Here is a 21,603-nt window from a genome sequence, read left to right on the forward strand (position 1 = left end):
ACGCGCTCGTCAGGATGTGGGCAGCCTTGGAGAGCGGTCTTTCTAGCGCTCTTGAAGCAGCAGACACACCATCGACCCCGACCCCGAAGACATCGGCCGAGTACGTCAAACGCACCTACAAGGCCTCAGCCCCCACGGCACGGATATCTCAAAGAAAAAGCCCGGTCACCCGGGCTTTCTCGTCTTCACCAGCTTAAGAAGACAGCCTTACAGCTGCGCCTCTTCGATCTGGATCTTGTAGCGCTTGCGCATTTCCTTGACGTACGCCTGCGCCGCGTTGTTGCCGTCGATCTGGCTCAACTGTTCGCGCAGCATGGTCTGCTGCTCGGCCGGCATCTGCTTCAGGTCGCCCGGCGTGGCCTTGGCGATGACGAAGACCGCAAAGCGCCCGCCGTCCAGCTCCACCTTGCCAACCGACGGCTTGCCTTCGGTCGGGCGCGGCGCGCTGAAGATGGCACGGTTTGCCGCCGGTGTCGGGATCGGCGCGGTGCGCGGCAGGCCCGGGATCGGCTGCACCTGCAGCTTCTCGCTGGACGCCAGCGCCTGCAACGTTTCACCCTTCTGCACCCGCGCCAACAATGCATCTGCAGCCGCTGCCGCGGCCTTCTCGGTGCGGTCGGTATGGATCGCCGCAATCACCTTGTCGCGCACCTTGTCCAACGGCAACGCCTGCTCGGCGCTGTGATTGGTCACCCGCAACACCACACTGTGATTGGGAGCAATGGTGATCGGGTCGCTCACCGTGCCGTCCTGCACCAGCGTCTCGGAGAATGCCGAACGCAGCACCGCCGGATTGGCGGCGATACCACTGGCATCCGCGCGCGAGAACGGGCCCAGCGTCTGCACCGGCAGACCGACCTGCTTGGCCGCTGGCTCCAACGCGGTGGGGTTCTTGTAGACCTGATCCACCAACTTGCCGCTCACATCGGCAAACGCCTTGTCGGCATCGGCCTTGAGCTGCTCGGCAGCGAGCTGATCGCGCACCTGCTCGAACGACTTGCCCTGGCCGCCCTTGACCTCGCGCAGCTGGATCACGTGGTAACCGAACTCGCTCTTGATCGGGCCAACCACATCGCCAGCCTTCATTGCGAACAACGCGTCTTCGAACGGCTTGACCATCGTGCCCTTCTCGACCCACCCCAGATCGCCACCAGCCCCCTTGGAGCCCGGATCCTGCGAGTTGGCCTTCGCCAATGCAGCAAAATCGGCGCCCGGCTGCTTGGCTTCTGCGGCGAGCTTGGCTGCCTTCGCTTCGGCAGCCTTCTGCGCGGCGGGGTCGCTGCCAGCGCTGATCAGGATGTGCGAAGTCAGACGCTGGTCCGGCTCGACAAAGCGGCCCTTCTCTTCTTCATAGCGCTTGCGCAAGGTCGCCTCGTCGGCGGCGGTTGCCGGCGGCAACTTGGCCGCATTGATCTCGACGTACTCGATCGTCACGGTCTCCGGCTGACGGAAATCCTGCGCATGCCCGTCGTACCACTGCTTGATCTGCGCATCGCTGACCGGCGCGGTATCGGCGGCCGGTGTGGGCAGCATCGCCAGCTCCACGTCGCGCGTTTCGCCCATCAGCTTGAGCAGGCGCTCGAACTCGGCCTTGGTCGCAAAGCCCGACTCGGCAATCGCCTGCGGAATCACCGACTGCTGCAAGCTGTCGCGCACCAATGCGTCGAACTGCGCAGGCGTGCGCGGTGGCGTGCCTTGTGCGAGTGCGGCGCGGTACTGGTCGGGGCTGAACTTGCCATCGACCTGGAACGCCTGAATGCCGGTGATGTAATCGCGCACGGTCGCATCGCCGATCACGATGCCGGCATCTTCGGCACCCAGACGCACGACTTGCTCGTCAACCAATTGATCGAGCACCTGCAGCTTGTTTTCGCGCGATTCGAACGTGCGCGGGTCGAAATTCTCGCCCTGGCGCTGCCGCTCCTGCATACGCGCCTGCTCGAAGCGTGCGCGGAAATCCTGCGTACTGATTTCATGGTGCTGCCACAGCAGCGACACCGGCCACCAGGAAGGTGCCGATTTCCACCACGTTGGCGGCGCCTGCACCTTGGCCACGTTGTTGGCGCCAATGCCGCCGAGGTAGCTGTTGTCGATGACGAACAGGAACGGAATCATCAGCAACCCCAGGATGGCGGTAGCGATCCAGCCTGACGTCTTGTCGCGAAGTTTCTGCAGCATTGGCAAATCACGGCCTGTGGGCGAGCCGCGCAGTGTAACGCGCTTGGCGCCGAGCACCCAGCCCAATGCTCCACGCCATCGGCCGCGATGCGCCATTAAACGCGTAACCTCGGGCAATGCTGCAAAAAAAAAGCCCCCGGCACAAGGCCGAGGGCTTTCGTATAACTGGCGGAGCGGACGGGACTCGAACCCGCGACCTCCGGCGTGACAGGCCAGCATTCTAACCAGCTGAACTACCGCTCCGCTTTAAACTTGGACTTCTCTCTCTGCATCATTCGCAATGCGAATGCTGTGGAGAAAACGAAGCCCCCAATTGCTCAGGGGCTTCGGGTGTAACTGGCGGAGCGGACGGGACTCGAACCCGCGACCTCCGGCGTGACAGGCCAGCATTCTAACCAGCTGAACTACCGCTCCGCACTTGAAACGTTTGCCTGGTGCTTAATGGTGGGTGCTGAGGGTTTCGAACCCCCGACCCTCTCCGTGTAAGGGAGACGCTCTACCGCTGAGCTAAGCACCCTAGCGAGTCGATTAGTTTACTGCATCCTTCAGGGCTTTGCCAGCCTTGAACGCAGGATTCTTCGAAGCCGCGATCTTGATGCTGTCGCCGGTCTTCGGATTACGGCCGGTGCGCTCAGCGCGCTCGCGGACCTGGAAGGTACCAAAGCCGACGAGGGTGACGGCTTCACCCTTCTTCAGTGCCTTGGTGATTTCGCTCACAACCGCGTCGACAGCACGGCCGGCTTCAGCCTTGGAGATGTCAGCGGCAGCGGCAACGCCATCGATCAATTCGGTTTTATTCATTCTTGAAACTCCCTTTGCGGCAGATGCCGCGGAATCGACAATCGGCGCTCTTGCCGTTAGCGAAGAACCCGACACAAGTGGTATCGCGTGACGCATCACAATTTGCCGCGCCCACGAGTCGTGCATTTATACCAGCGCCCCCAACCGCACGCAAGCCAAAACCCAATAACGACGCGGGTTTTGGCTTGTTTTGCCTGGGTTTAGACAAGCGCTTTTAGTGCTTGACGCGGGTACCCGGAGTAGTGCGGGACTTGCCACGTACGGCGACGCGCGAGGCAGTCTTGCGGGCCTTCTCCTTGCCCACCTTCTTCGGTGCCAGCGGACGCTCCAGTGCAAGATCCAGCACTTCGTCGATCCACTTGACCGGAACGATCTTCAGATCGCGCGTCACGTTGGCAGGAATGTCGGCAAGATCCTTGCGGTTCTCGTCGGGGATCAACACAGTGCGGATGCCGCCACGCAATGCAGCCAGCAACTTCTCCTTCAACCCACCGATCGCCGAGACGCGACCACGCAAGGTGATCTCGCCGGTCATCGCCACATCGGCGCGGATCGGCACCTTGGTCAGCACCGACACCAGCGAGGTCACCATCGCGATACCTGCGCTGGGCCCGTCCTTCGGTGTGGCGCCATCAGGCACGTGCACATGCACGTCCTGCTTCTGCAGGAAGTCCACATCGATGCCGAGTCGCTCGGCGCGCGAACGCACCACCGACAACGCAGCCGATGCCGATTCCTTCATGACGTTGCCGAGCTGACCGGTGAGGATCAGATTGCCCTTGCCCGGCACCAGCGTGGATTCGACCTGCAGCAACTCGCCGCCGACTTCTGTCCATGCCAGACCGGTGACCAGGCCGATCTCGTTCTCTTCTTCGGCACGCCCGAAATCGAAGCGGCGCACACCCAGGTACTTGTCGAGATTCTTCGAGTTCACCACGACCAGGGCCTTGGGCTTGCCCTTCTTGGCGACGAGCTTTTTCACCACCGGTTGCGGACCGGCGAGCGCGATTTCCTTGACCACCTTGCGGCAGATCTTGGCGACTTCGCGTTCGAGGTTGCGCACACCCGATTCGCGCGTGTAGTAGCGCACGATGTCCTGGATGGCATCGCTGCCGATCTCGATCTCTTCCGGCTTCAAGCCGTTGGCCTTGATCTGCTTGGGCACCAGATAGCGCATGGCGATGTTGAGCTTCTCATCCTCGGTGTAGCCGGGGATGCGGATCACTTCCATGCGGTCCAGCAACGGACCGGGGATGTTGAGCGAGTTGGAGGTGGCGACGAACATCACCTCCGACAGGTCCAGATCGACTTCCAGATAGTGGTCGTTGAAGGAATTGTTCTGCTCGGGATCAAGCACTTCCAGCAACGCCGCCGACGGGTCGCCGCGGAAATCCATCGACATCTTGTCGATCTCATCGAGCAGGAACAGCGGATTCTTGCTGCCCACCTTGTTGAGGTTCTGCACCAGCCGGCCCGGCATCGAACCCACATAGGTCCGGCGATGGCCACGGATCTCGGCTTCGTCGCGGATACCGCCCAGGCTCATGCGCACGAACTTGCGGTTGGTCGCCTTGGCGATCGACTGCCCGAGCGAGGTCTTGCCCACGCCGGGCGGCCCGACCAGACACAGGATCGGCCCCTTCATCTGCTTCACGCGCGACTGCACGGCCAGGTACTCCAGGATGCGTTCCTTGACCTTGTCCAGACCGTAGTGATCGGCGTCCAGCGTGTCCTGCGCAGCCTTGAGATCCTTGCGCACCTTGGAACGCTTCTTCCACGGCACGCCCAGTAGCCAATCCAGATAGTTGCGCACCACGGCCGCCTCGGCGGACATCGGCGACATCTGCTTGAGCTTGTTGAGCTCGGCCTTTGCCTTGGTCTCGACCGGCTTGGGCATGCCCGCCTCGGCGATCTTGCGGGCGATTTCTTCCAGTTCGCCCGGCGCGTCATCCAGATCGCCCAGCTCCTTCTGGATCGCCTTCATCTGTTCGTTGAGGTAGTACTCGCGCTGGCTCTTCTCCATCTGCGACTTGACGCGGCCGCGGATGCGCTTTTCCAGCTGCTGCACATCGATCTCCCCGTCCACCAGGCCGACCAGCAACTCCAGGCGCTCGCCGATTTCGGTGATCTCCAGCAGGCGCTGCTTGTCGGCAAGACGCACGCCAATATGCGCGGCAATGGTGTCGGCCAGACGGCCAGGCTCATCGATACCGGCCAGGGTCTGCAACAACTCCGGCGGCAGCTTGCGATTGGTCTTGACGTATTGCTCGAACAGTGACATCAGCGAACGCGCGATCGCCTCAAGTTCGCGCGGCTCGCGCGCATCGCTGGCTTCGACCTCGATGCCCTGCCCCTGCAGCGCGCCGTCCAACTCGACGACCTTGTCGACGGTGACCCGCGACAGCCCTTCGACCAGCACCTTGATGGTGCCATCGGGCAGCTTGAGCAACTGCAACACCTGCGCCAGCGTGCCGACGGTATAGAGATCGGTTGCGGTCGGGTCGTCGGTCTCAGCCGACTTCTGCGCCACCAGCAGGATGCGCTTGTCGGCCTCCATGGCTTTTTCCAGCGCGCGCATCGATTTGTCGCGACCCACGAACAGCGGAATCACCATGTGCGGAAACACCACCACGTCGCGCAGCGGCAACACTGGCAGATCGAGAACTTCTGGTTGGGACTGGGCCATGGGGCGCTCCGCTGGAATCGGGAAATAGGGCGTAAAAAAAGCCGATGGCCCCGTTATGGGGCCATCGGCGAGGTCTTGCAAGTAGCGGTCGGAAACCCTTTATCCGCGAGCGAGGCCAAGGCCTGGAGACGCGGCATCAGGGGCTCAGTCGCCGGACGCTGCCTTGGCCGGAGCCGGTTGCGCCTGGTAGATCAGATACGGCTCGGACTTGTGCTCGATGACCGACTCGTCCACCACCACCTTGCTGACATTTTCCTGCGAGGGCAGCTCGTACATCGTGTCCAGCAACACCGATTCGACGATGGTGCGCAGGCCACGCGCACCGGTCTTGCGCTTGAGCGCCTTCTTGGCGATCGCAGACAGGGCGTCGGGGCGGAATTCCAGCTCCACGCCTTCCATATCGAACAGCTTCTTGAACTGCTTGGTGATGGCGTTCTTGGGCTCGGTCAGGATCTTGATCAGCGCCGGCTCGTCCAGCTCCTCGAGCGTGGCAACTACCGGCAGGCGGCCGACGAACTCCGGGATCAGGCCGAACTTGATCAGATCTTCCGGCTCGACTTCGGCCAGGATCTTGCCGACTTCCTGCTTGCGCTCGCTGCTCTTGACCTTGGCACCGAAGCCAATGCCGCCGGCATCGTTGGACCGCTGCTGAATCACCTTGTCCAGGCCGGCGAACGCGCCGCCGCAGATGAACAGGATGTTCTTGGTGTCGACCTGCAGGAATTCCTGCTGCGGATGCTTGCGCCCACCTTGCGGCGGCACCGAGGCCACCGTGCCTTCGATCAGCTTCAGCAGTGCCTGCTGCACACCTTCGCCGGACACATCGCGGGTGATCGACGGGTTCTCGCTCTTGCGCGAGATCTTGTCGATTTCATCGATATAGACGATGCCCTGCTGCGCCTTCTCGACGTCGTAATCGCACTTCTGCAGCAGCTTCTGGATGATGTTTTCCACGTCCTCGCCGACATAGCCGGCTTCGGTCAGCGTGGTGGCATCGGCGATAGTGAACGGCACATTGAGCAGGCGCGCCAGCGTTTCGGCCAGCAGCGTCTTGCCCGAGCCGGTCGGACCGACCAGCAGAATGTTGGATTTCGCCAGCTCGACTTCGTCGTTCTTGCTGCGGCTCTCGATACGCTTGTAGTGGTTGTACACCGCCACTGCGAGCGTGCGCTTGGCGCGCAACTGCCCGATCACGTATTGATCCAGCACCTCGAGGATCTCGCGCGGCTTGGGCAGGCTGGAACGTGCCGACTGCGCCTTCTCTTCGAGCTCCTCGCGGATGATGTCGTTGCACAGCTCAACGCACTCATCGCAGATGAATACGCTGGGACCGGCAATCAGCTTACGGACTTCATGCTGACTCTTACCGCAGAACGAGCAGTAGAGAATCTTGTTGCTGTCGCCGGAACGACCTTGGCGGTCTTCGCTCATGCTTCTGTTACCCAGTTACCCCACCCGATGCACGGGGGTTCGATTTCGAGAATAGCACAGGGTCGAGAGGACATCCGTCCAGCCCGACCCTGCCGTTTTTCCTGCAATTTCAGGCATCTGGCGATCAGGACGGCTGGATCGACTCTTCCGGACGACGCTCCAGCACCTGATCGACCAGGCCATAGGCCTGCGCATCGACCGCGCTCTTGAAGTTGTCGCGCTCGGTATCGCGCCCGATGGTTTCCAGCGACTGGCCGGTGTGCTTGGCCAGGATCTCGTTCAAGCGCGAACGCAGCGTCAGGATCTCGCGCGCATGGATGTCGATATCGGTTGCCTGACCCTGGAAGCCACCCAGCGGCTGATGGATCATCACGCGCGAGTTCGGCAGCGCATAGCGCTTGCCGGCCGCACCCGATGCCAGCAGCAGCGCGCCCATCGATGCAGCCTGGCCGACGCAGATGGTGCTCACGTCCGGCTTGATGTACTGCATGGTGTCGTAGATCGCCATGCCGGCGGTGACCACGCCACCGGGCGAGTTGATGTAGATGCTGATGTCCTTTTCCGGGTTATCCGCCTCCAGGAACAGCAGCTGCGCCACGATCACGTTGGCCATGTGGTCGTCGATCGGACCGACCAGGAAAATCAGACGCTCCTTCAGCAGACGCGAGTAGATGTCGTACGCACGCTCGCCGCGGCTGGTCTGTTCGACCACCATCGGGACGAGGTTCAAGGCTCTGGTTACATTGTCCACGCGAGGGGAATCTCCTGTGTCTATTAGTTGAATCCCCGCACATGGATGTGCGGGCTCTTGCGAGGGACTCGCATTACTGACGGATCGCATCCTGGAACGACATCGGCTGCTCGGTGTGCTGGGCGCGCTCGGCAATCCAGTCGATCACCTGCTCTTCCATGACACGGCTCTGCAGTCCACCCATCAACTGGGGGTCGTTGCGGTACATCTCAATGACCTGTTCCGGTTCTTCGTAGGTCGAGGCGATCAGACGCAGCGTTTCGCTGACGCGCTTGGACTCCAGACGCAGCTCGTTACGACGGGCCACCTCACCCACCAGCAGACCGACCAGTACGCGCTTGGCGGCCGCGTCCATGAAACCCTGATGGGCATCGGCCGGGATCTCGCCCGGGTTGCGGCCGCTACGGCGCACCTGCTCCACCTGCTGGGCCAGCATCGAACGTGCTTCGTTTTCGACCAGACGCGGCGGCATTTCCACATGCGCATAGGCGGCGATCAGCTGCTCGCCCACTTCGCGACGCAGACGATTCATCAGCGCACCCTTGAGCTCGCGCTCCAGGTTGGTACGGATGTCGGCGCGGAACTGCTCGGCATCGCCACTCTTCACGCCGAAGCTCTTGATGAACTCCTTGTCCACCACCGGCAATACCGGCTCGGACACTTCGACCGCCTTGACGTGCACCTGCACGGTCTTGCCAGCGAGCTGCGGCACGCGCCACTCGGCCGGGAAGTCGATGGTCAGGGTCTTGTCTTCGCCCTTGGCCAGACCTTCCAGGCCCTTTTCGATCTGATCGAACATCACGCCCGAACCGAGCACGCTGCTGCCGGTCTCCACGCCTTCGGCGGGCAGACGCTCGTCGCCGGCCTGCGACCAGGTCTCCAGCGCCACCAGGTCACCGACCTGAGCACCACGCTCGACCGGGTTCCAGGTGCGACGCTGCAGACGCAGGTTCTCGATCATCTGGTCGATGTCGGCGTCGGTCACTTCGGCGGTATGGCGCACCACCGACAGCGTGGTCACATCGATGTCGCCGAAGTCCGGCACCACTTCAAAGGTGGCGACGAAATCGAAATCGCTCTCGCCAGCCTTGTCGATCCGCGGATTGCCCGCTAGGCGCAGCGCATGCTCGCGCACGGCCGAATCGAAGGTCTCACGCAGCAAACCATCCATTGCCTCGGCACGCACCTGCTGACCAAAACGCTGCTCGATGACCTTGGCGGGCACCTTGCCGGGGCGGAACCCCTTGATGCGCGCGGTCCGCGCGATCTCGCGCAGGCGGCCACCGACGTGCGTCTCCAGACGCTCCTGCGGCAGGGTGAAGGTCAGGCGGCGTTCCAGATTGCCGGTGGATTCGATCGATGCTTGCATGTTGACTCCTGCCACCGACAGCACAAGCGTCGGCACGAGATGGAAGATGCGGGTTGACGGATGGCGAGAAAGCCGCCGAGCCTTGTAGTTTCGCCGATAACGGCTGCCGCTGCCAGCGGAATGCGCACAACCGCGTCGCTCAAGTCTGGACAGCGGGTTTTGCGGATCATGCAGCGGCCGGAACACTCACGGCCGCACTGCATTGGTGCGAAAGGGGGGACTCGAACCCCCACGCCTTGCGGCGTCAGAACCTAAATCTGGTGCGTCTACCAATTCCGCCACTTTCGCGATGCTGCGCTTGCCTGCGCATTGTTGCAGGGATGCCGGCAAAGAAAAAGCGTCGTGATGCCGCGGCGCACCTTCAATCGGCTTAAGCCCAATAGGCTTGAAGCCGACCCGCAGGCTTTTGCAGCCGATCGTCCAAGCTATCGCGGATGCACTTGCCCGGGAAGCGAGGTGAACCGTTAAACTTTGCATCGCCGCAGCGATCGAAGCCTCGTACTTTTACTCGTACACGGTAAAGGTAGGATTTGCGAAAATTCCGTTAAATCTAGATGAGTGAGGCAGCAGTCGCGATGAGAGACCGATATCGCCAGATCGTGGCACTGTCCCGCGATTGCATCAAAGAGATCGACCTCGATGGGCGGATCACGGCAATCAACGTCAATGGGCTGGCCGGACTCGGCGTCAGCCATCCCGACCAGCTCATCTCGCAGCCATGGCGCGAACTGTGGCCACCCGAGGCCGTGGGCCTGGTCGATGCGGCGATCGCCGGTTCCGCGAATGGCTTGATCCAGGAATTCGAGGCCGCCTGCGTGAACTTCGCCGGTGTGCGTCAGACCTGGCAGGTGGTCACCAGCCCGCTGTTCGACGCCTTTGGCAACGTCGAGGCGATTCTTGCGGTGAGCAAGAACATCTCCGACCGCAGGGCGCTGGAGGCGGCGTTCCATACGCTGGATTCCATGCTGAAGGCCGAGCGCGAGTTTTCCACCGGCGCCTTGATGCTGGCGCGTGCGCGCGAAAATTCGCTGTCGACCGAACTGCATACCCTGCGCGACCTGCAGGAGCGCATCGAAGGCGATCTGGACATTGCGCGCGCCGCACAGGGAGCGGCCGAGAAAATTTCCGAGCAGGCACAGAAAGGCGAAGCGGTCGGCCAATTGCTGGCAGGCGTCGTTCACGACTTGAACAACGTGCTGCAGGCGGCGACATCGGCTATCGACCTGGTCGTACAGCGCGCAAGGATCGATGCGCACGATGCCAAGCTGTTGAGCGTGGCCGACGCGGCGCTTCAACATGGCTCGGTTATGGCGCAGCGGCTGGTCGGATTTTCGCGCCAGTATCCGTACAGCCCGGAGGCAGTGGACCTTGCCGCATTGGCCGAACAACTGAGCCCATTGCTGGAACAGGTGATCGGCGCCGAGTTGCAATTGCAGTTGCGCACCAGCGAAGGCGGATGCTGCGCCATGGTCGATCGCCATACGGTGGAGCGCGCGATCCTGAATCTGGTGATCAACTCCCGCGATGCCTGCAAGAGCGGGGACACCATCCGTATCGAAACCGGCGACACCGTCGTGGCGGCCGAGGACGCGAGCCTGAGCAAACCGGGCGGGCATTACGTCACCATCACTGTTGCCGATAGCGGACATGGCATGGATGCAGGTGTGCAATCGCGGTTATTCGAAGCCTATTTCACTACCAAGGACGCAGGCAAAGGTGCCGGTCTTGGGTTGACGCAGGTGTATAGCGCGGTGCGTCAGGCCGGTGGCTTTGTCGAAGTGAGCTCGGCTCCCGGTAAAGGTGCGCGCTTCTTGCTGGCGTTCCCGCGTATGCAACGAAGCCAGACGTCTGAGCTGACCGCATCGCCCTGAGCGGCTACAGGGGTGTAGTTGTACGCGACAAGCGTGACCTGAAGAGCCACGCAAGCAATGCGCAGGTGCCGCCGCCCCATAGCCCGCTTCGTACCAAGGCCAGGATCAGATCGCGATCCGAGCCCATGGACCAGCCGCCAACGACCGCTGTGAGCAACACGACCAACCCAGCCGAGAACAGGCCGCTCAGCGCGCCGATTGCGATCTGGACAAAGGGGTTTGGCCCACGCTCGCGATACAGACGATGGCACGTCAACGCGCACACCAATCCCGCACCAGCGGCAGCAATCACCGGCAACACCAGAACGTAGGACAAGCCTGCGATCAGAAAAGCAGTCTCACCATCTAACCGCGCCCACTGCAGAAAGCCCAGCACTCCGCCTAGCGGAGGACCGACCACTGCGAAGATCACGACCTGCGGGAGGATCGAGCGCCGTGTTGCTCTGGACACATCACGCCTCATCTGAGTTTGCCGGCCTGGGCTGCAGACCACAGGTCGCCAGGCATCCGATGCACGCAGACTTAGTGCCGGCCAAGCAACAAGCTTGATCAGGCAACTGCTGAACAGACACAGCAGCAGAATTCGCTGCAAGCGAACCACTCGCGCAGTTCCTGCCTTAAGACGTCTCTTCTTGTTTCCAGTACCGGAAAAAAGAAAAGCACCTAGGTGTTTGCCTAAGTGCTTTTATTTGGTGGGCCGTCAAGGATTCGAACCTTGGACCTATTGATTAAGAGTCAACTGCTCTACCAACTGAGCTAACGGCCCTGAAACTGGTCGCACATTGTATGTGCGTTTTTGCTTCGTTGCAACACCCCGCGATGCGTCGGGTCCAACATTTCCTACAATCAGTGGGGTGGCTGAGGGGACTCGAACCCCCGACATCTGGAATCACAATCCAGTACTCTAACCAGCTGAGCTACAGCCACCACTGAAAACCTACTTCCTACCGCACCGCCGATGGCGCGCCCGACAGGACTCGAACCTGTAACCGCCGGCTTAGAAGGCCGGTGCTCTATCCGGTTGAGCTACGGGCGCCCGGACCGAACGTTGCATTCCCACGCCGCAAGAAGCTCGGAATGGTCGGGGTAGAGGGATTCGAACCCCCGACATCCTGCTCCCAAAGCAGGCGCGCTACCAGACTGCGCTATACCCCGGCGGGACCTTTCAATCCCGAAGGCTGGAAAGGTCGGCTATTTTGGGAACGATTGGCCTCGCTGTCAATCACTCTGCGTCAATTCGCCGATCCGGTATCCTCGCGACAACGCTCACCATCATGGCGAGCACCTACATTTCATGGAGAACACGCATGCGTAGCGGCAACCCTGCCCTTCGGGAATCCACATTCCTCGACCTTGGCTCCGGCTCGGTCGTCACCCGCGACGGCCAGGCGATGACCCTCAACGGCACCGTCAACAAGACCGGTGCGTTGTTGTTGATGGCCGTGCTCACCGCCGCTTTCGCCTGGTCGCAGTCGATCGGTGCCGATGGCATGCCATTGCCTGCAGCCAAGCTGTACATGATTGCCGGCGCGATCGGCGGGCTGGTGTTCGCACTGGCAACCAGCTTCAAGCCGACCTGGGCACCGATCACCGCGCCGCTGTATGCGCTGGTGGAAGGCTTCTTTCTTGGTTCGATTTCGGCGGTGTACGAGGCGCGCTTCAACGGCATCGTGTTCCAGGCGGTGCTACTGACCTTTGGCACGATGTTCGCGCTGCTGTTCGCCTACCGCAGTGGGCTGATTAAGGCCACCGAGAACTTCAAGCTGGGCGTGGTTGCGGCAACCGGCGGCATTGCGCTGGTGTATCTGGCGACCATCGTGCTGGGCTTGTTCGGCGTGCGTATTCCGTTCATCCACGACTCGGGGCTGATCGGCATCGGCTTCAGCCTGTTCGTGGTGGTGGTGGCAGCACTGAATCTGGTGCTGGACTTCGACTTCATCGAAAGCGGCGTCGAGCAGGGCGCACCCAAGCACATGGAGTGGTACGGCGCGTTCGGCCTGATGGTGACGCTGGTGTGGCTGTACATCGAGTTCTTGCGCTTGTTGTCGAAGCTGCAGTCGCGCAACTGAGCCGGGAATCGGGATTGGGGAATCGTAAGAGCGGATTCCCTGTGCATTCTGGTTACGCGCAAGTCTCGAACAAAAAGAAAGGGCGCCTAGGCGCCCTTTCTTTTTGCAGCTCGCTTCGATGCTCAGAGGCGGCTGGCGATGGCCTTGGCAAAGCCCATGGTGTTGCCGGTGCCGCCCAGATCGGGGGTCAGCGAGTCCTTGGCTTCCAGGGTGGCTACGATGGCTTCGCGCAGGCGCTCGGCGTTCTGTGGCTGACCGATGTGGTCCAGCATCTGCGCGGCGCCCAGCAGCAGCGCGCACGGGTTGGCCTTGCCCTGCCCTGCGATGTCCGGCGCCGAGCCGTGCACGGCTTCGAAGATCGCCGCGTCCAGACCGATGTTGGCGCCCGGGGCCAGACCCAGGCCGCCGACCAGACCGGCGCACAGGTCGGAGATGATGTCGCCAAACAGGTTGGTGGTCACGATGATGTCGAACTGTTCCGGACGCATCACCAGCTGCATGCAGGTGTTGTCGACGATCATTTCCTGGAATTCGATTTCAGGGTACTGCGTCGCCACGTCACGTGCCACCTTCAGGAACAGGCCCGAGGTCGACTTGATGATGTTGGCCTTGTGCACCGCAGTGACCTTCTTGCGGCCAGTGGCGCGGGCGAGGTCGAAGGCGTAGCGCACGATGCGCTCGGAGCCCTTGCGGGTGACGCGGGCGCCGGAGAACGCGGTCTCGCCATCCTCGGACACGGTCTGGCCTTCGCTCAGGTAGGCACCTTCGGTGTTCTCGCGCACCGTGATCAGGTCCACGCCATCGGCGAAACGCGACTTGGTGTTGGGGAACGACTTGGCCGGACGCACGTTGGCATACAGGTCGAACTTGCGACGCATGGCGACGTTGATCGAACTGAAGCCCTCTCCGACCGGCGTGGTCAGCGGGCTCTTCAGCGCCACCTTGTTCTTGGTGATCGAAGCCAGGGTCGACTCCGGCAGCAGATCGCCGTGCTTTTCCAGCGCGACCAGGCCAGCGTCGGCGTACTCGTAGGTCAGGCCAGCTTGCAGCGCGTCGAGCACGAACAGCGTGGCATCCATGATCTCCGGGCCAATACCGTCGCCGCGGATGACCGTGATTGTCTGCGTCATAACGTTGGGTTTCCGAACTTGAAGGGGGGAGCGCCAGCCGTAAAACCCGGCAGAGCGGCGCAAGGAGGTTTCACAGGCAATTATGCCCGATGCCGGTGAAGGCGCCCAAACCGACCTTGGTCTAAGAGCGGCGCACCCCCTCCACAACGCAACGCGCCGCCTCGATGGGCGACGCGCGCGACCGGCTCGCTTTTAGGGATCCCGCATCCCGAATGACCAATCCTGACTCACACGCCGGTCGACTCCCGACCAGTCATGCATCAGTCGTGCGCGTGCTGCGCCGGGGCCTGCGCGCCGCCTTCGAGCTGGTCGAGGAAGTCCACCGCGCGACGCAGATGCGGGATGACGATGGAGCCGCCGACCACCAGGCCGACCGAGAAGGTTTCGAAGAACTCTTCGCGGGTCACGCCGGCCTCCTTGCATTGAGCGACGTGGTAGCTGATGCAGTCGTCGCAGCGCAGCACCATCGAGGCGACCAGGCCGAGCAGTTCCTTAGTTTTGACGTCCAGCGCGCCGGCCTGATAGGTCTGGGTGTCCAACGCGAAGAAGCGGCGCACCACCTGGTTGGGCTCGGCCAGGATGCGTTGATTCATGCGCTGGCGGAATTCGGTGAACTCGCGCAGACGGTCGTCGCTGCCGCCCTCGTGCTCACTCATGCCTGGCCGCCCGTGGCGCCGGCCAGTAACGGTTCGAGCTTGCCGGCGCGGTGCATGGCCATCATGTCGTCGTAGCCGCCCACATGGACGTCGCCGACGAAGATCTGCGGCACGCTGGTGCGCTTGGCCAGGGCGACCATCTTGTTACGCTCGGCCGGGTCCAGGTCGATGCGCACCTCGGTCCAGGTCCGGCCCTTGCTCTTGAGGAAGTTCTTGGCCGCCACGCAGTACGGGCAGATCGCGGAGGAATACAGGGTGATCTGCGGGCCGGTGGCCGCATCCTGCACGTTAGGGTCTTGGCTCACGGGAAACTCCGTGGTTGGTCTGAGGTCTGACAATGGTACCGGGCGACTGGAATTTCCATGTCGTCACCGCAACACTGTGGATTAACTGTCGATTCACGCCCCTGCGCCTTGCTGCCCGCATGCTCCGCGCATCACCTGGGAGTTCCACTTGCGCCTGCTACCGCTCGCCACCGCGCTCACGCTGGCCGTTGCCATGGGTGTGGCACCTGCGCAGGAAAGCCGCCTGCCCGATATCGGTTCGTCTGCCGGCGAGTTGCTGACCCCGGCGCGCCAGGCCGAATACGGCAAGATGATGCTTGCCGAGCTGCGCAACTACGACTATGTGCTGGACGACCCGCTGGTCACCGATTGGCTGCAGACCATGGGCACCCGGCTGGGCGCCAACAGCGACCAACCGCAGCAGCCGTTTACGTTTTTCATGCTGCGCGATCGCCAGATCAACGCCTTCGCCACCTTGGGTGGCTACATCGCGGTCAACGCCGGGCTGGTGCTGACGGCCGAGCGCGAGGACGAAGTGGCCGCAGTGCTGTCGCACGAAATCGCCCACGTCACCCAGCAGCATGTGCTGCGCGGGGTGGAACGGGCGCAGCGCGATCAGATCCCGATCCTGCTCGGCATGCTGGCGGCCGTGGTGGCCGCGCAACAGGCCGGCGGCAATTCCAAGGGCGATGCCACCATGGCCGGCATCACCAGCGCCATGGGGCTGATGCAGCAGCGCCAGATCGACTACACCCGCTCCAACGAATCCGAAGCCGACCGGCTGGGCATTCGCACGCTGGTGCGCAGCGGCTACGACGTGGATGCGATGGCCGGCTTCTTCGAGCGCATGTCGGTGGCGATGCGCGCCAACGAGGGCGGTTACAGCGCGCCGGACTTCCTGCAGACCCACCCGGTCACCGTCACCCGCATCAGCGAGGCCAAGGCGCGCGCCGAGCAGATGAAGAAGAACACCGTGGTGCTGACCACCTCGGTGCCGGGCGGCACGCGCCAGGAGCGCGTGAATCCCTCCGACCCGTCGCTGTCGGAGCCGCTGAGCCGCAACGGCAACGCGATTCTTCCGTATGCGCTGCGGTTGCCGGTGGATGCGCTCAGCCGCAGCGGCGAACAGCAAGGCTTCGATTGGGCCAAGGAGCGCCTGCGCGTGCTCAGCGCGGCCACGCCGGATGCGGCCATTCGCGAATACGAGACCCTGCGCCGCAGCGCCAAGGGCGGCCTGACCGATGCGCAGCGCTACGGGCTGGCCCTGGCGCGCTTGCGCAACAGCGGCGGGCGGCCGAGCGAGCCGGTGGCCGAACTGGCCAGCCTGCTGGAGGCGCATCCGGATAACTTATGGCTGACGCTGGGCCTGAGCGAGGCGCAGGCGCGCGTTGGCCAGCGCGAGGTGGCCAATGCGCGTTTCGATGCGTTGCTCAAGCAATTGCCGACCAACCGTGCGGTGGCGCTGACCTATGCCGGCGCGCTCAACGAGCAGGCGACCGAGACATCCGGCCAGCGTGCGCGCCAGGTGCTGGAACCGCTGCTGTATCGCAACAGCGATGATGCGTTGTTGCAGCAGACCTACGCCCGCGCCTGCGAATTGGCCGGCGACCAGCTGCGCGCCAGCGAGGCCTATGCCGAATCCGCGTACTTGAACGGCCGCGCCGAACAGGCGCTGATCCAGCTAGAGGCGCTGAAGAAGAAAGATCTCGATTATGTGACACGTGCGCGCGTGGACGCCCGCATTGCCGCCATTACGCCCACGGTGCTGGAACTGCGCCGCCAGGGCATCCGCGACCCGGATCTGTCCACGCGTTAGCGCATGTCATGCAGTGCGGTGGCTTCACTGTCCGGGATGACAAATCGCGTGTTCGATGCCGCAACGCCTGCCTGTCGCCTCGCAGCACAGCCCGCTTATTGGTGGTGCGAACGGCGTAATGCGCCTGCCATGTCACATTAGAGTCACAAAACCGTAGTCTACTGGCGACCATCGAAGCCAGACGGTAAGCCCCGCGTGCAGAAACGCATCCTGATCGTCGACGACGAACCCGCAATCCGCGACATGGTGGCGTTCGCGCTGCGCAAGGGCGAGTTCGAACCCATCCATGCTGGCGACGCCCGCGAGGCGCAGACCGCCATCGCCGACCGTGTGCCGGATCTGATCCTGCTGGACTGGATGTTGCCAGGCACCAGCGGGCTGGACCTGGCGCGGCGCTGGCGCAAGGAATCGCTGACCCGCGAGATTCCGATCATCATGCTGACCGCGCGCGGCGAAGAAAACGACCGCGTCGGTGGCCTGGAAGCCGGGGTCGACGATTACGTGGTCAAGCCGTTCTCGGCGCGCGAGTTGCTGGCGCGCATCCGTGCGGTGATGCGCCGCACCCGCGAGGACGACGAAGACGGCAGCGTGGCCGTGGGCCGGCTGCGCATCGATGGCGCCGCGCACCGGGTGTTCGCCGGCGACGCGCCGGTGCCGATCGGCCCGACCGAATACCGCTTGCTGCACTTTTTCATGACACATCCGGAGCGCGTGTACACGCGCACCCAGTTGCTGGATCATGTCTGGGGCGGCAGCGTGTACGTGGAAGAGCGCACCATCGACGTGCATATCCGCCGCCTGCGCAAGACGCTGGAACCGTTCGGCCTGGAAAACATGGTGCAGACCGTGCGTGGCTCGGGCTACCGTTTCTCTTCGGCCGCCTGATGCCTGCCGCACAGGCCGGCCCGGCCGCTGACACCGGTCGGGCTGCGTGCCTACCCGACGCTCCGTGGTAACGCCTTCCATGCCCCAACATATTCGTTCCGCCTGGTTCAAGACGCTCGGTACCCTGGCGCTGTTGCTGGGCGCTGCCGTGCTGACCGGCGTGCTGATCGAGCATGTGTGGATGGCGCTGACGCTGACTGCACTGGGCGTACTGGCCTGGCATTACTGGCGGCTGCGTCAGGTGCTGCGGCGGCTCACTGCGCGCCAGCGTGCCGAGCCGGCGGCCGGCGTCGGTGCCTGGAACGAACTGGATCGGCTGCTCTATCGCAGCCAGGCCGAAATGCGCGGGCGCAAGCGTCGCCTGATCGACATGCTGCGCACCTACCGCGCCGCCGCACAGGCGTTGCCCGATGCGGTGGTAGTGGTGGATCGCAACAGCCAGCGCGTGCAGTGGTTCAACAAGGCGGCCGGCGGCCTGCTTGGCCTGCATCATCCCGGCGATATGGGCGTGTCGGTGGTGGAGCGGTTGCAGCCGTTGCCGTTGGCGCATTGGCTGGCGGCCGGTCGCAATGCAGAACCCATGCTCGATGCCGCCTCGCCGGTCGATCCGGATCTACGTTTGAATCTGCGCCTGATCCCGTATTCCGACGATTACTGGCTGCTGGTGGCGCGCGATGTCAGCAAGCTGCTGCGGCTGGAGCAGGTACGCCGCGACTTCGTGGCCAATGTCTCGCACGAATTGCGCACGCCGCTGACGGTGGTACACGGCTATCTGGACATGCTCGACCCGGAGGACTTCCCCGACTCGGGCCCGATGCTGGCGGAGATGCGCAAGCAATCGCAACGCATGGCGCAGCTGGTCGAAGATCTGCTGACGCTGTCGCGGCTGGAATCGCAGGAAGAACTCGGCGAGGAACACGTGGCGATGGCGCCGATGCTCTCCACGCTACGCCGCGAAGCAGAAGCGCATAGCCAGGGTCGCCACACGGTGGAAGTGTTCGACGAGGCCGGCGTGGATCTACTTGGCTCCAACAAGGAACTGCATAGCGCGTTCTCCAATCTGGTCACCAACGCAGTGCGCTATACGCCGGGCGGTGGGAAGGTGACGATCCGCTTCATGCGCGATGGCGATGGCGCGGCACTGGCGGTGCGCGACACCGGCTACGGCATTCCCGCCTCGCATCTGCCGCGCATCACCGAGCGGTTCTATCGCGTCTCCAGCAGCCGCTCGCGCGAGAGCGGCGGTACCGGGTTGGGGTTGTCGATCGTCAAGCACATCCTGGGGCTGCATCAGGCGCGGCTGGAGATCGAAAGCGAAGTCGGGCGCGGCAGCGAATTCTCGTGTCATTTTGTGGCTGCACGTGTGGTGCAGCGCGATCAGTCCCTGCCACTGTCACGCTCGGCGTGATATGTAGTGGGTGCGCGCCGCAGCGCGGTGCGATGCACCTGCGCAGCGCGCGCCAAGTCGCACCGCGCTGCATGTTGCGCGCGCTAACGACGCATTCCATTCCGCCTTGATGATCGACTCCATGGGCCACGCCAAACACTCCCACGACACCGCTTCTTCCGAAGAGATCGCCGCCGATCCGTTGCGCGAGCCGTCGCTGTATATCAACCGCGAACTGTCGCAGCTGGATTTCAATTTCCGGGTGCTGGCGCAGGCGCTGGATGAGCAGGTCCCGTTGCTGGAACGGCTGCGCTTCCTGTGCATTTCCTGCACCAACCTGGACGAATTCTTCGAAATCCGCGCGGCCACCGTCCGGCACGCGCAGGAATTCGGATTGCCGCCGGCACCCGATGGGCTGAGCCCCACCGCCATCCTCAATGCCGTGCACGATCGCGCGGCGAAGCTGGTCGAGCAGCAGTACCACGCGTGGAACGAAGTGCTACGCCCGGCGATGGAAACTGCCGGGGTGGCGGTGCTGGGCCGCTCGACGTGGAACTCGCGTCAGAAGCGCTGGCTGCGCGCGTACTTCCGCAACGAGATCATGCCGGTGCTGTCGCCGCTCGGCCTGGACCCGGCGCATCCGTTCCCGAAGATTCTCAACAAGACCTTGAACATCGTGGTGGTGCTGGATGGCCAGGATGCGTTTGGCCGCGCCGGCCATCTGGCCATCGTGCGGGCGCCGCGTTCGTTGCCGCGCATCATCCAGTTGCCGGCCAGCCTGTCGCCGGAGGGAACGCAGAGCTTTGTGTTTCTGTCTTCAGTGCTGTCCGAGTTTGTGGATGAGCTGTTCCCGGGCATGCAGGTCAAGGGCTCGTATCAGTTCCGCGTCACCCGCAACTCCGAGTTGGTGGTGGACGAGGAAGAAGTCGAAAACCTGGCCTTGGCCTTGCGCGACGAACTGGTCACGCGCGGCTACCGGCCGGCGGTGCGGCTGGAGATCGCGCACGACTGCCCGTCGCCGATCATGCGCACCCTGCTGCAGAACTTCGGCTTGAACGAAAACGCGGTGTACCGCATCGTCGGGCCGGTCAATCTGAGCCGTGTCACCCAGGTCTACGACCTAGTGCAGCGCCCGGAACTCAAGTACCCGTTGTTCAATCCGCGCACCTTGCGCGACAACGACGGCATCTTCGAGATCGTCAAGAAGGGCGATGTGTTGTTGCATCATCCCTTCGATGCGTTCACTGCGGTGCTGGACGTGATTCGCCAGGCCGCAGTCGACCCGAACGTACTGGCGATCAAGCAGACGCTGTACCGCACCGGCAAGGATTCGTTGATTGTCGATGCGCTGATCCTGGCCGCGCGCAACGGCAAGGACGTCACCGTCGTGGTGGAACTGCGTGCGCGCTTCGACGAAGAAGCCAACCTGGGCCTGGCCGACAAGCTGCAGGAAGCCGGCGTGCAGGTGGTCTACGGCGTGGTCGGTTTCAAGACGCACGCCAAGATGCTGCTGATCGTGCGACGCGAGGGCCGCAAGCTCAAACGCTACGTACATCTGGGCACCGGCAATTACCACAGCGGCACCGCGCGTCTGTACACCGACATCAGCCTGATCACGGCGGATGTGGAAATCGGCAACGATGTGCACATGCTGTTTCAGCAATTGTCCGGTCTTGCACCGCGCATGAAGCTGGAGCAGTTGCTGCAATCGCCGTTTACCCTGCATACCGGCGTGCTGAAGCGGATCGAACGCGAAACCCGGCTGGCCCGCAATGGTCGCCCGGGCCGCATCATCGCCAAGATGAATGCCCTCAACGAGCCGCAGGTGGTGCGCGCGTTGTACGCGGCGTCGCAGGCCGGTGTGCAGATCGATCTGATCGTGCGCGGCGCCTGCACGCTGCGGCCGGGCGTGCCGGGCTTCTCCGACAACATCCGCGTGCGTTCGATCGTGGGGCGATTTCTGGAACACAGCCGCGTGTACTGGTTCGGCAACGATGGTGCGGCGGAACTCTATTGCGCCAGCGCCGACTGGCTGGAACGCAACCTATTGCGGCGCGTGGAAACCTGCTTCCCGATCCTGGACCCGGACCTGGCCAAGCGGGTCTATCGCGAAGCGTTGCAGAACTACCTGGACGACAACGTCAACGCCTGGGAGCTGGATGCCGAGGGCGTTTATCACAAGCGCACGCCGGGCCCCGGCGAGCCGGCGCATTCGGCGCAGATGACCTTGCTCGATCGGGTCTAAAGAGCGGCTGACAACACGTAGCGCGCAGTCGTGCGTTGGTGCCG

The 21,603-nt window shown here is 63.0% G+C and carries 16 protein-coding genes and 8 tRNA genes; 6 read left to right on the top strand and 18 right to left on the bottom strand.

Annotated features, from left to right (window positions below):
• Positions 1-207: 207 nt before the first annotated feature.
• The 10 genes from FFY45_RS04040 to FFY45_RS04085 form a co-directional block, all read right to left on the bottom strand.
• A complete protein-coding gene (locus tag FFY45_RS04040) occupies positions 208-2,178 on the bottom strand; it encodes a peptidyl-prolyl cis-trans isomerase (protein ID WP_176339499.1) in 1,971 nt (656 codons plus the stop codon).
• A gap of 166 nt (positions 2,179-2,344) precedes the next feature.
• Positions 2,345-2,421 (bottom strand) — tRNA-Asp (locus FFY45_RS04045).
• A 94-nt stretch (positions 2,422-2,515) separates the two neighbouring features.
• Positions 2,516-2,592, bottom strand: a tRNA-Asp gene (locus tag FFY45_RS04050).
• Between the two features lie 28 nt (positions 2,593-2,620).
• Positions 2,621-2,695, bottom strand: a tRNA-Val gene (locus tag FFY45_RS04055).
• Between the two features lie 11 nt (positions 2,696-2,706).
• Complete coding sequence (gene hbs / locus FFY45_RS04060; RefSeq protein ID WP_006451749.1) at positions 2,707-2,979, bottom strand: non-specific DNA-binding protein Hbs; 273 nt, start codon at positions 2,977-2,979, stop codon at positions 2,707-2,709.
• A gap of 214 nt (positions 2,980-3,193) precedes the next feature.
• Positions 3,194-5,665 (bottom strand): endopeptidase La, encoded by a 2,472-nt coding sequence (gene lon, locus FFY45_RS04065; RefSeq protein WP_176339500.1) that lies wholly within the window; start codon positions 5,663-5,665, stop codon positions 3,194-3,196.
• Positions 5,666-5,809: 144 nt separating this feature from the next.
• Positions 5,810-7,096 carry an ATP-dependent Clp protease ATP-binding subunit ClpX gene (clpX, locus tag FFY45_RS04070; RefSeq protein WP_006451747.1) on the bottom strand — a complete coding sequence of 429 codons (1,287 nt, stop codon included), beginning with the start codon at positions 7,094-7,096 and terminating at the stop codon, positions 5,810-5,812.
• Positions 7,097-7,220: 124 nt separating this feature from the next.
• Positions 7,221-7,847 carry an ATP-dependent Clp endopeptidase proteolytic subunit ClpP gene (gene clpP / locus FFY45_RS04075; RefSeq protein WP_023902875.1) on the bottom strand — a complete coding sequence of 209 codons (627 nt, stop codon included), beginning with the start codon at positions 7,845-7,847 and terminating at the stop codon, positions 7,221-7,223.
• Between the two features lie 73 nt (positions 7,848-7,920).
• A complete protein-coding gene (gene tig / locus FFY45_RS04080; RefSeq protein WP_043889690.1) occupies positions 7,921-9,216 on the bottom strand; it encodes a trigger factor in 1,296 nt (431 codons plus the stop codon).
• A gap of 203 nt (positions 9,217-9,419) precedes the next feature.
• Positions 9,420-9,504 (bottom strand) — tRNA-Leu (locus tag FFY45_RS04085).
• A 287-nt stretch (positions 9,505-9,791) separates the two neighbouring features.
• Here FFY45_RS04085 and FFY45_RS04090 point away from each other — a divergent pair.
• Positions 9,792-11,087, top strand: coding sequence for a PAS domain-containing sensor histidine kinase (locus FFY45_RS04090; protein WP_176339501.1), 1,296 nt, complete (start codon positions 9,792-9,794; stop codon positions 11,085-11,087).
• 4 nt (positions 11,088-11,091) lie between these two features.
• Here FFY45_RS04090 and FFY45_RS04095 read toward each other — a convergent pair whose 3' ends face one another.
• From FFY45_RS04095 to FFY45_RS04115, 5 genes are all read right to left on the bottom strand, one after another.
• Complete coding sequence (locus tag FFY45_RS04095; RefSeq protein WP_255171855.1) at positions 11,092-11,679, bottom strand: hypothetical protein; 588 nt, start codon at positions 11,677-11,679, stop codon at positions 11,092-11,094.
• 98 nt (positions 11,680-11,777) lie between these two features.
• Positions 11,778-11,853 (bottom strand) — tRNA-Lys (locus FFY45_RS04100).
• Positions 11,854-11,937: 84 nt separating this feature from the next.
• Positions 11,938-12,014: transfer RNA gene (locus FFY45_RS04105), tRNA-His, on the bottom strand.
• 32 nt (positions 12,015-12,046) lie between these two features.
• Positions 12,047-12,123: transfer RNA gene (locus tag FFY45_RS04110), tRNA-Arg, on the bottom strand.
• A 42-nt stretch (positions 12,124-12,165) separates the two neighbouring features.
• Positions 12,166-12,242 (bottom strand) — tRNA-Pro (locus FFY45_RS04115).
• A 152-nt stretch (positions 12,243-12,394) separates the two neighbouring features.
• Here FFY45_RS04115 and FFY45_RS04120 point away from each other — a divergent pair.
• The gene (locus FFY45_RS04120) at positions 12,395-13,156 is read left to right on the top strand and encodes a Bax inhibitor-1/YccA family protein (RefSeq protein ID WP_023902870.1); all 762 of its coding nucleotides are present in this window, start codon (positions 12,395-12,397) and stop codon (positions 13,154-13,156) included.
• A 122-nt stretch (positions 13,157-13,278) separates the two neighbouring features.
• Here the strand turns inward: FFY45_RS04120 and FFY45_RS04125 are convergent, their stop codons facing one another.
• From FFY45_RS04125 to grxC, 3 genes are all read right to left on the bottom strand, one after another.
• Complete coding sequence (locus FFY45_RS04125; protein WP_006451741.1) at positions 13,279-14,286, bottom strand: isocitrate dehydrogenase; 1,008 nt, start codon at positions 14,284-14,286, stop codon at positions 13,279-13,281.
• A 260-nt stretch (positions 14,287-14,546) separates the two neighbouring features.
• Positions 14,547-14,942, bottom strand: coding sequence for a carboxymuconolactone decarboxylase family protein (locus FFY45_RS04130; RefSeq protein WP_074056792.1), 396 nt, complete (start codon positions 14,940-14,942; stop codon positions 14,547-14,549).
• The gene (grxC, locus tag FFY45_RS04135) at positions 14,939-15,247 is read right to left on the bottom strand and encodes a glutaredoxin 3 (protein WP_176339502.1); all 309 of its coding nucleotides are present in this window, start codon (positions 15,245-15,247) and stop codon (positions 14,939-14,941) included. The genes FFY45_RS04130 and grxC overlap by 4 nt, the downstream gene beginning before the upstream one ends.
• Before the next feature lie 148 nt (positions 15,248-15,395).
• Between grxC and FFY45_RS04140 the strand changes: the two genes are divergently transcribed.
• From FFY45_RS04140 to ppk1, 4 genes are all read left to right on the top strand, one after another.
• Positions 15,396-17,042 (top strand): M48 family metalloprotease, encoded by a 1,647-nt coding sequence (locus FFY45_RS04140; protein WP_176339503.1) that lies wholly within the window; start codon positions 15,396-15,398, stop codon positions 17,040-17,042.
• Positions 17,043-17,237: 195 nt separating this feature from the next.
• Positions 17,238-17,927 carry a phosphate regulon transcriptional regulator PhoB gene (gene phoB / locus FFY45_RS04145; RefSeq protein WP_006451737.1) on the top strand — a complete coding sequence of 230 codons (690 nt, stop codon included), beginning with the start codon at positions 17,238-17,240 and terminating at the stop codon, positions 17,925-17,927.
• Positions 17,928-18,006: 79 nt separating this feature from the next.
• Complete coding sequence (gene phoR / locus FFY45_RS04150) at positions 18,007-19,335, top strand: phosphate regulon sensor histidine kinase PhoR (protein WP_006451736.1); 1,329 nt, start codon at positions 18,007-18,009, stop codon at positions 19,333-19,335.
• Between the two features lie 121 nt (positions 19,336-19,456).
• Positions 19,457-21,559 (top strand): polyphosphate kinase 1, encoded by a 2,103-nt coding sequence (gene ppk1 / locus FFY45_RS04155; RefSeq protein ID WP_104551379.1) that lies wholly within the window; start codon positions 19,457-19,459, stop codon positions 21,557-21,559.
• Positions 21,560-21,603 lie beyond the last annotated feature (44 nt).

The sequence above is a fragment of the Xanthomonas hortorum genome, assembly GCF_011305375.1.
Classification (GTDB): Bacteria; Pseudomonadota; Gammaproteobacteria; order Xanthomonadales; family Xanthomonadaceae; genus Xanthomonas; species Xanthomonas hortorum_E.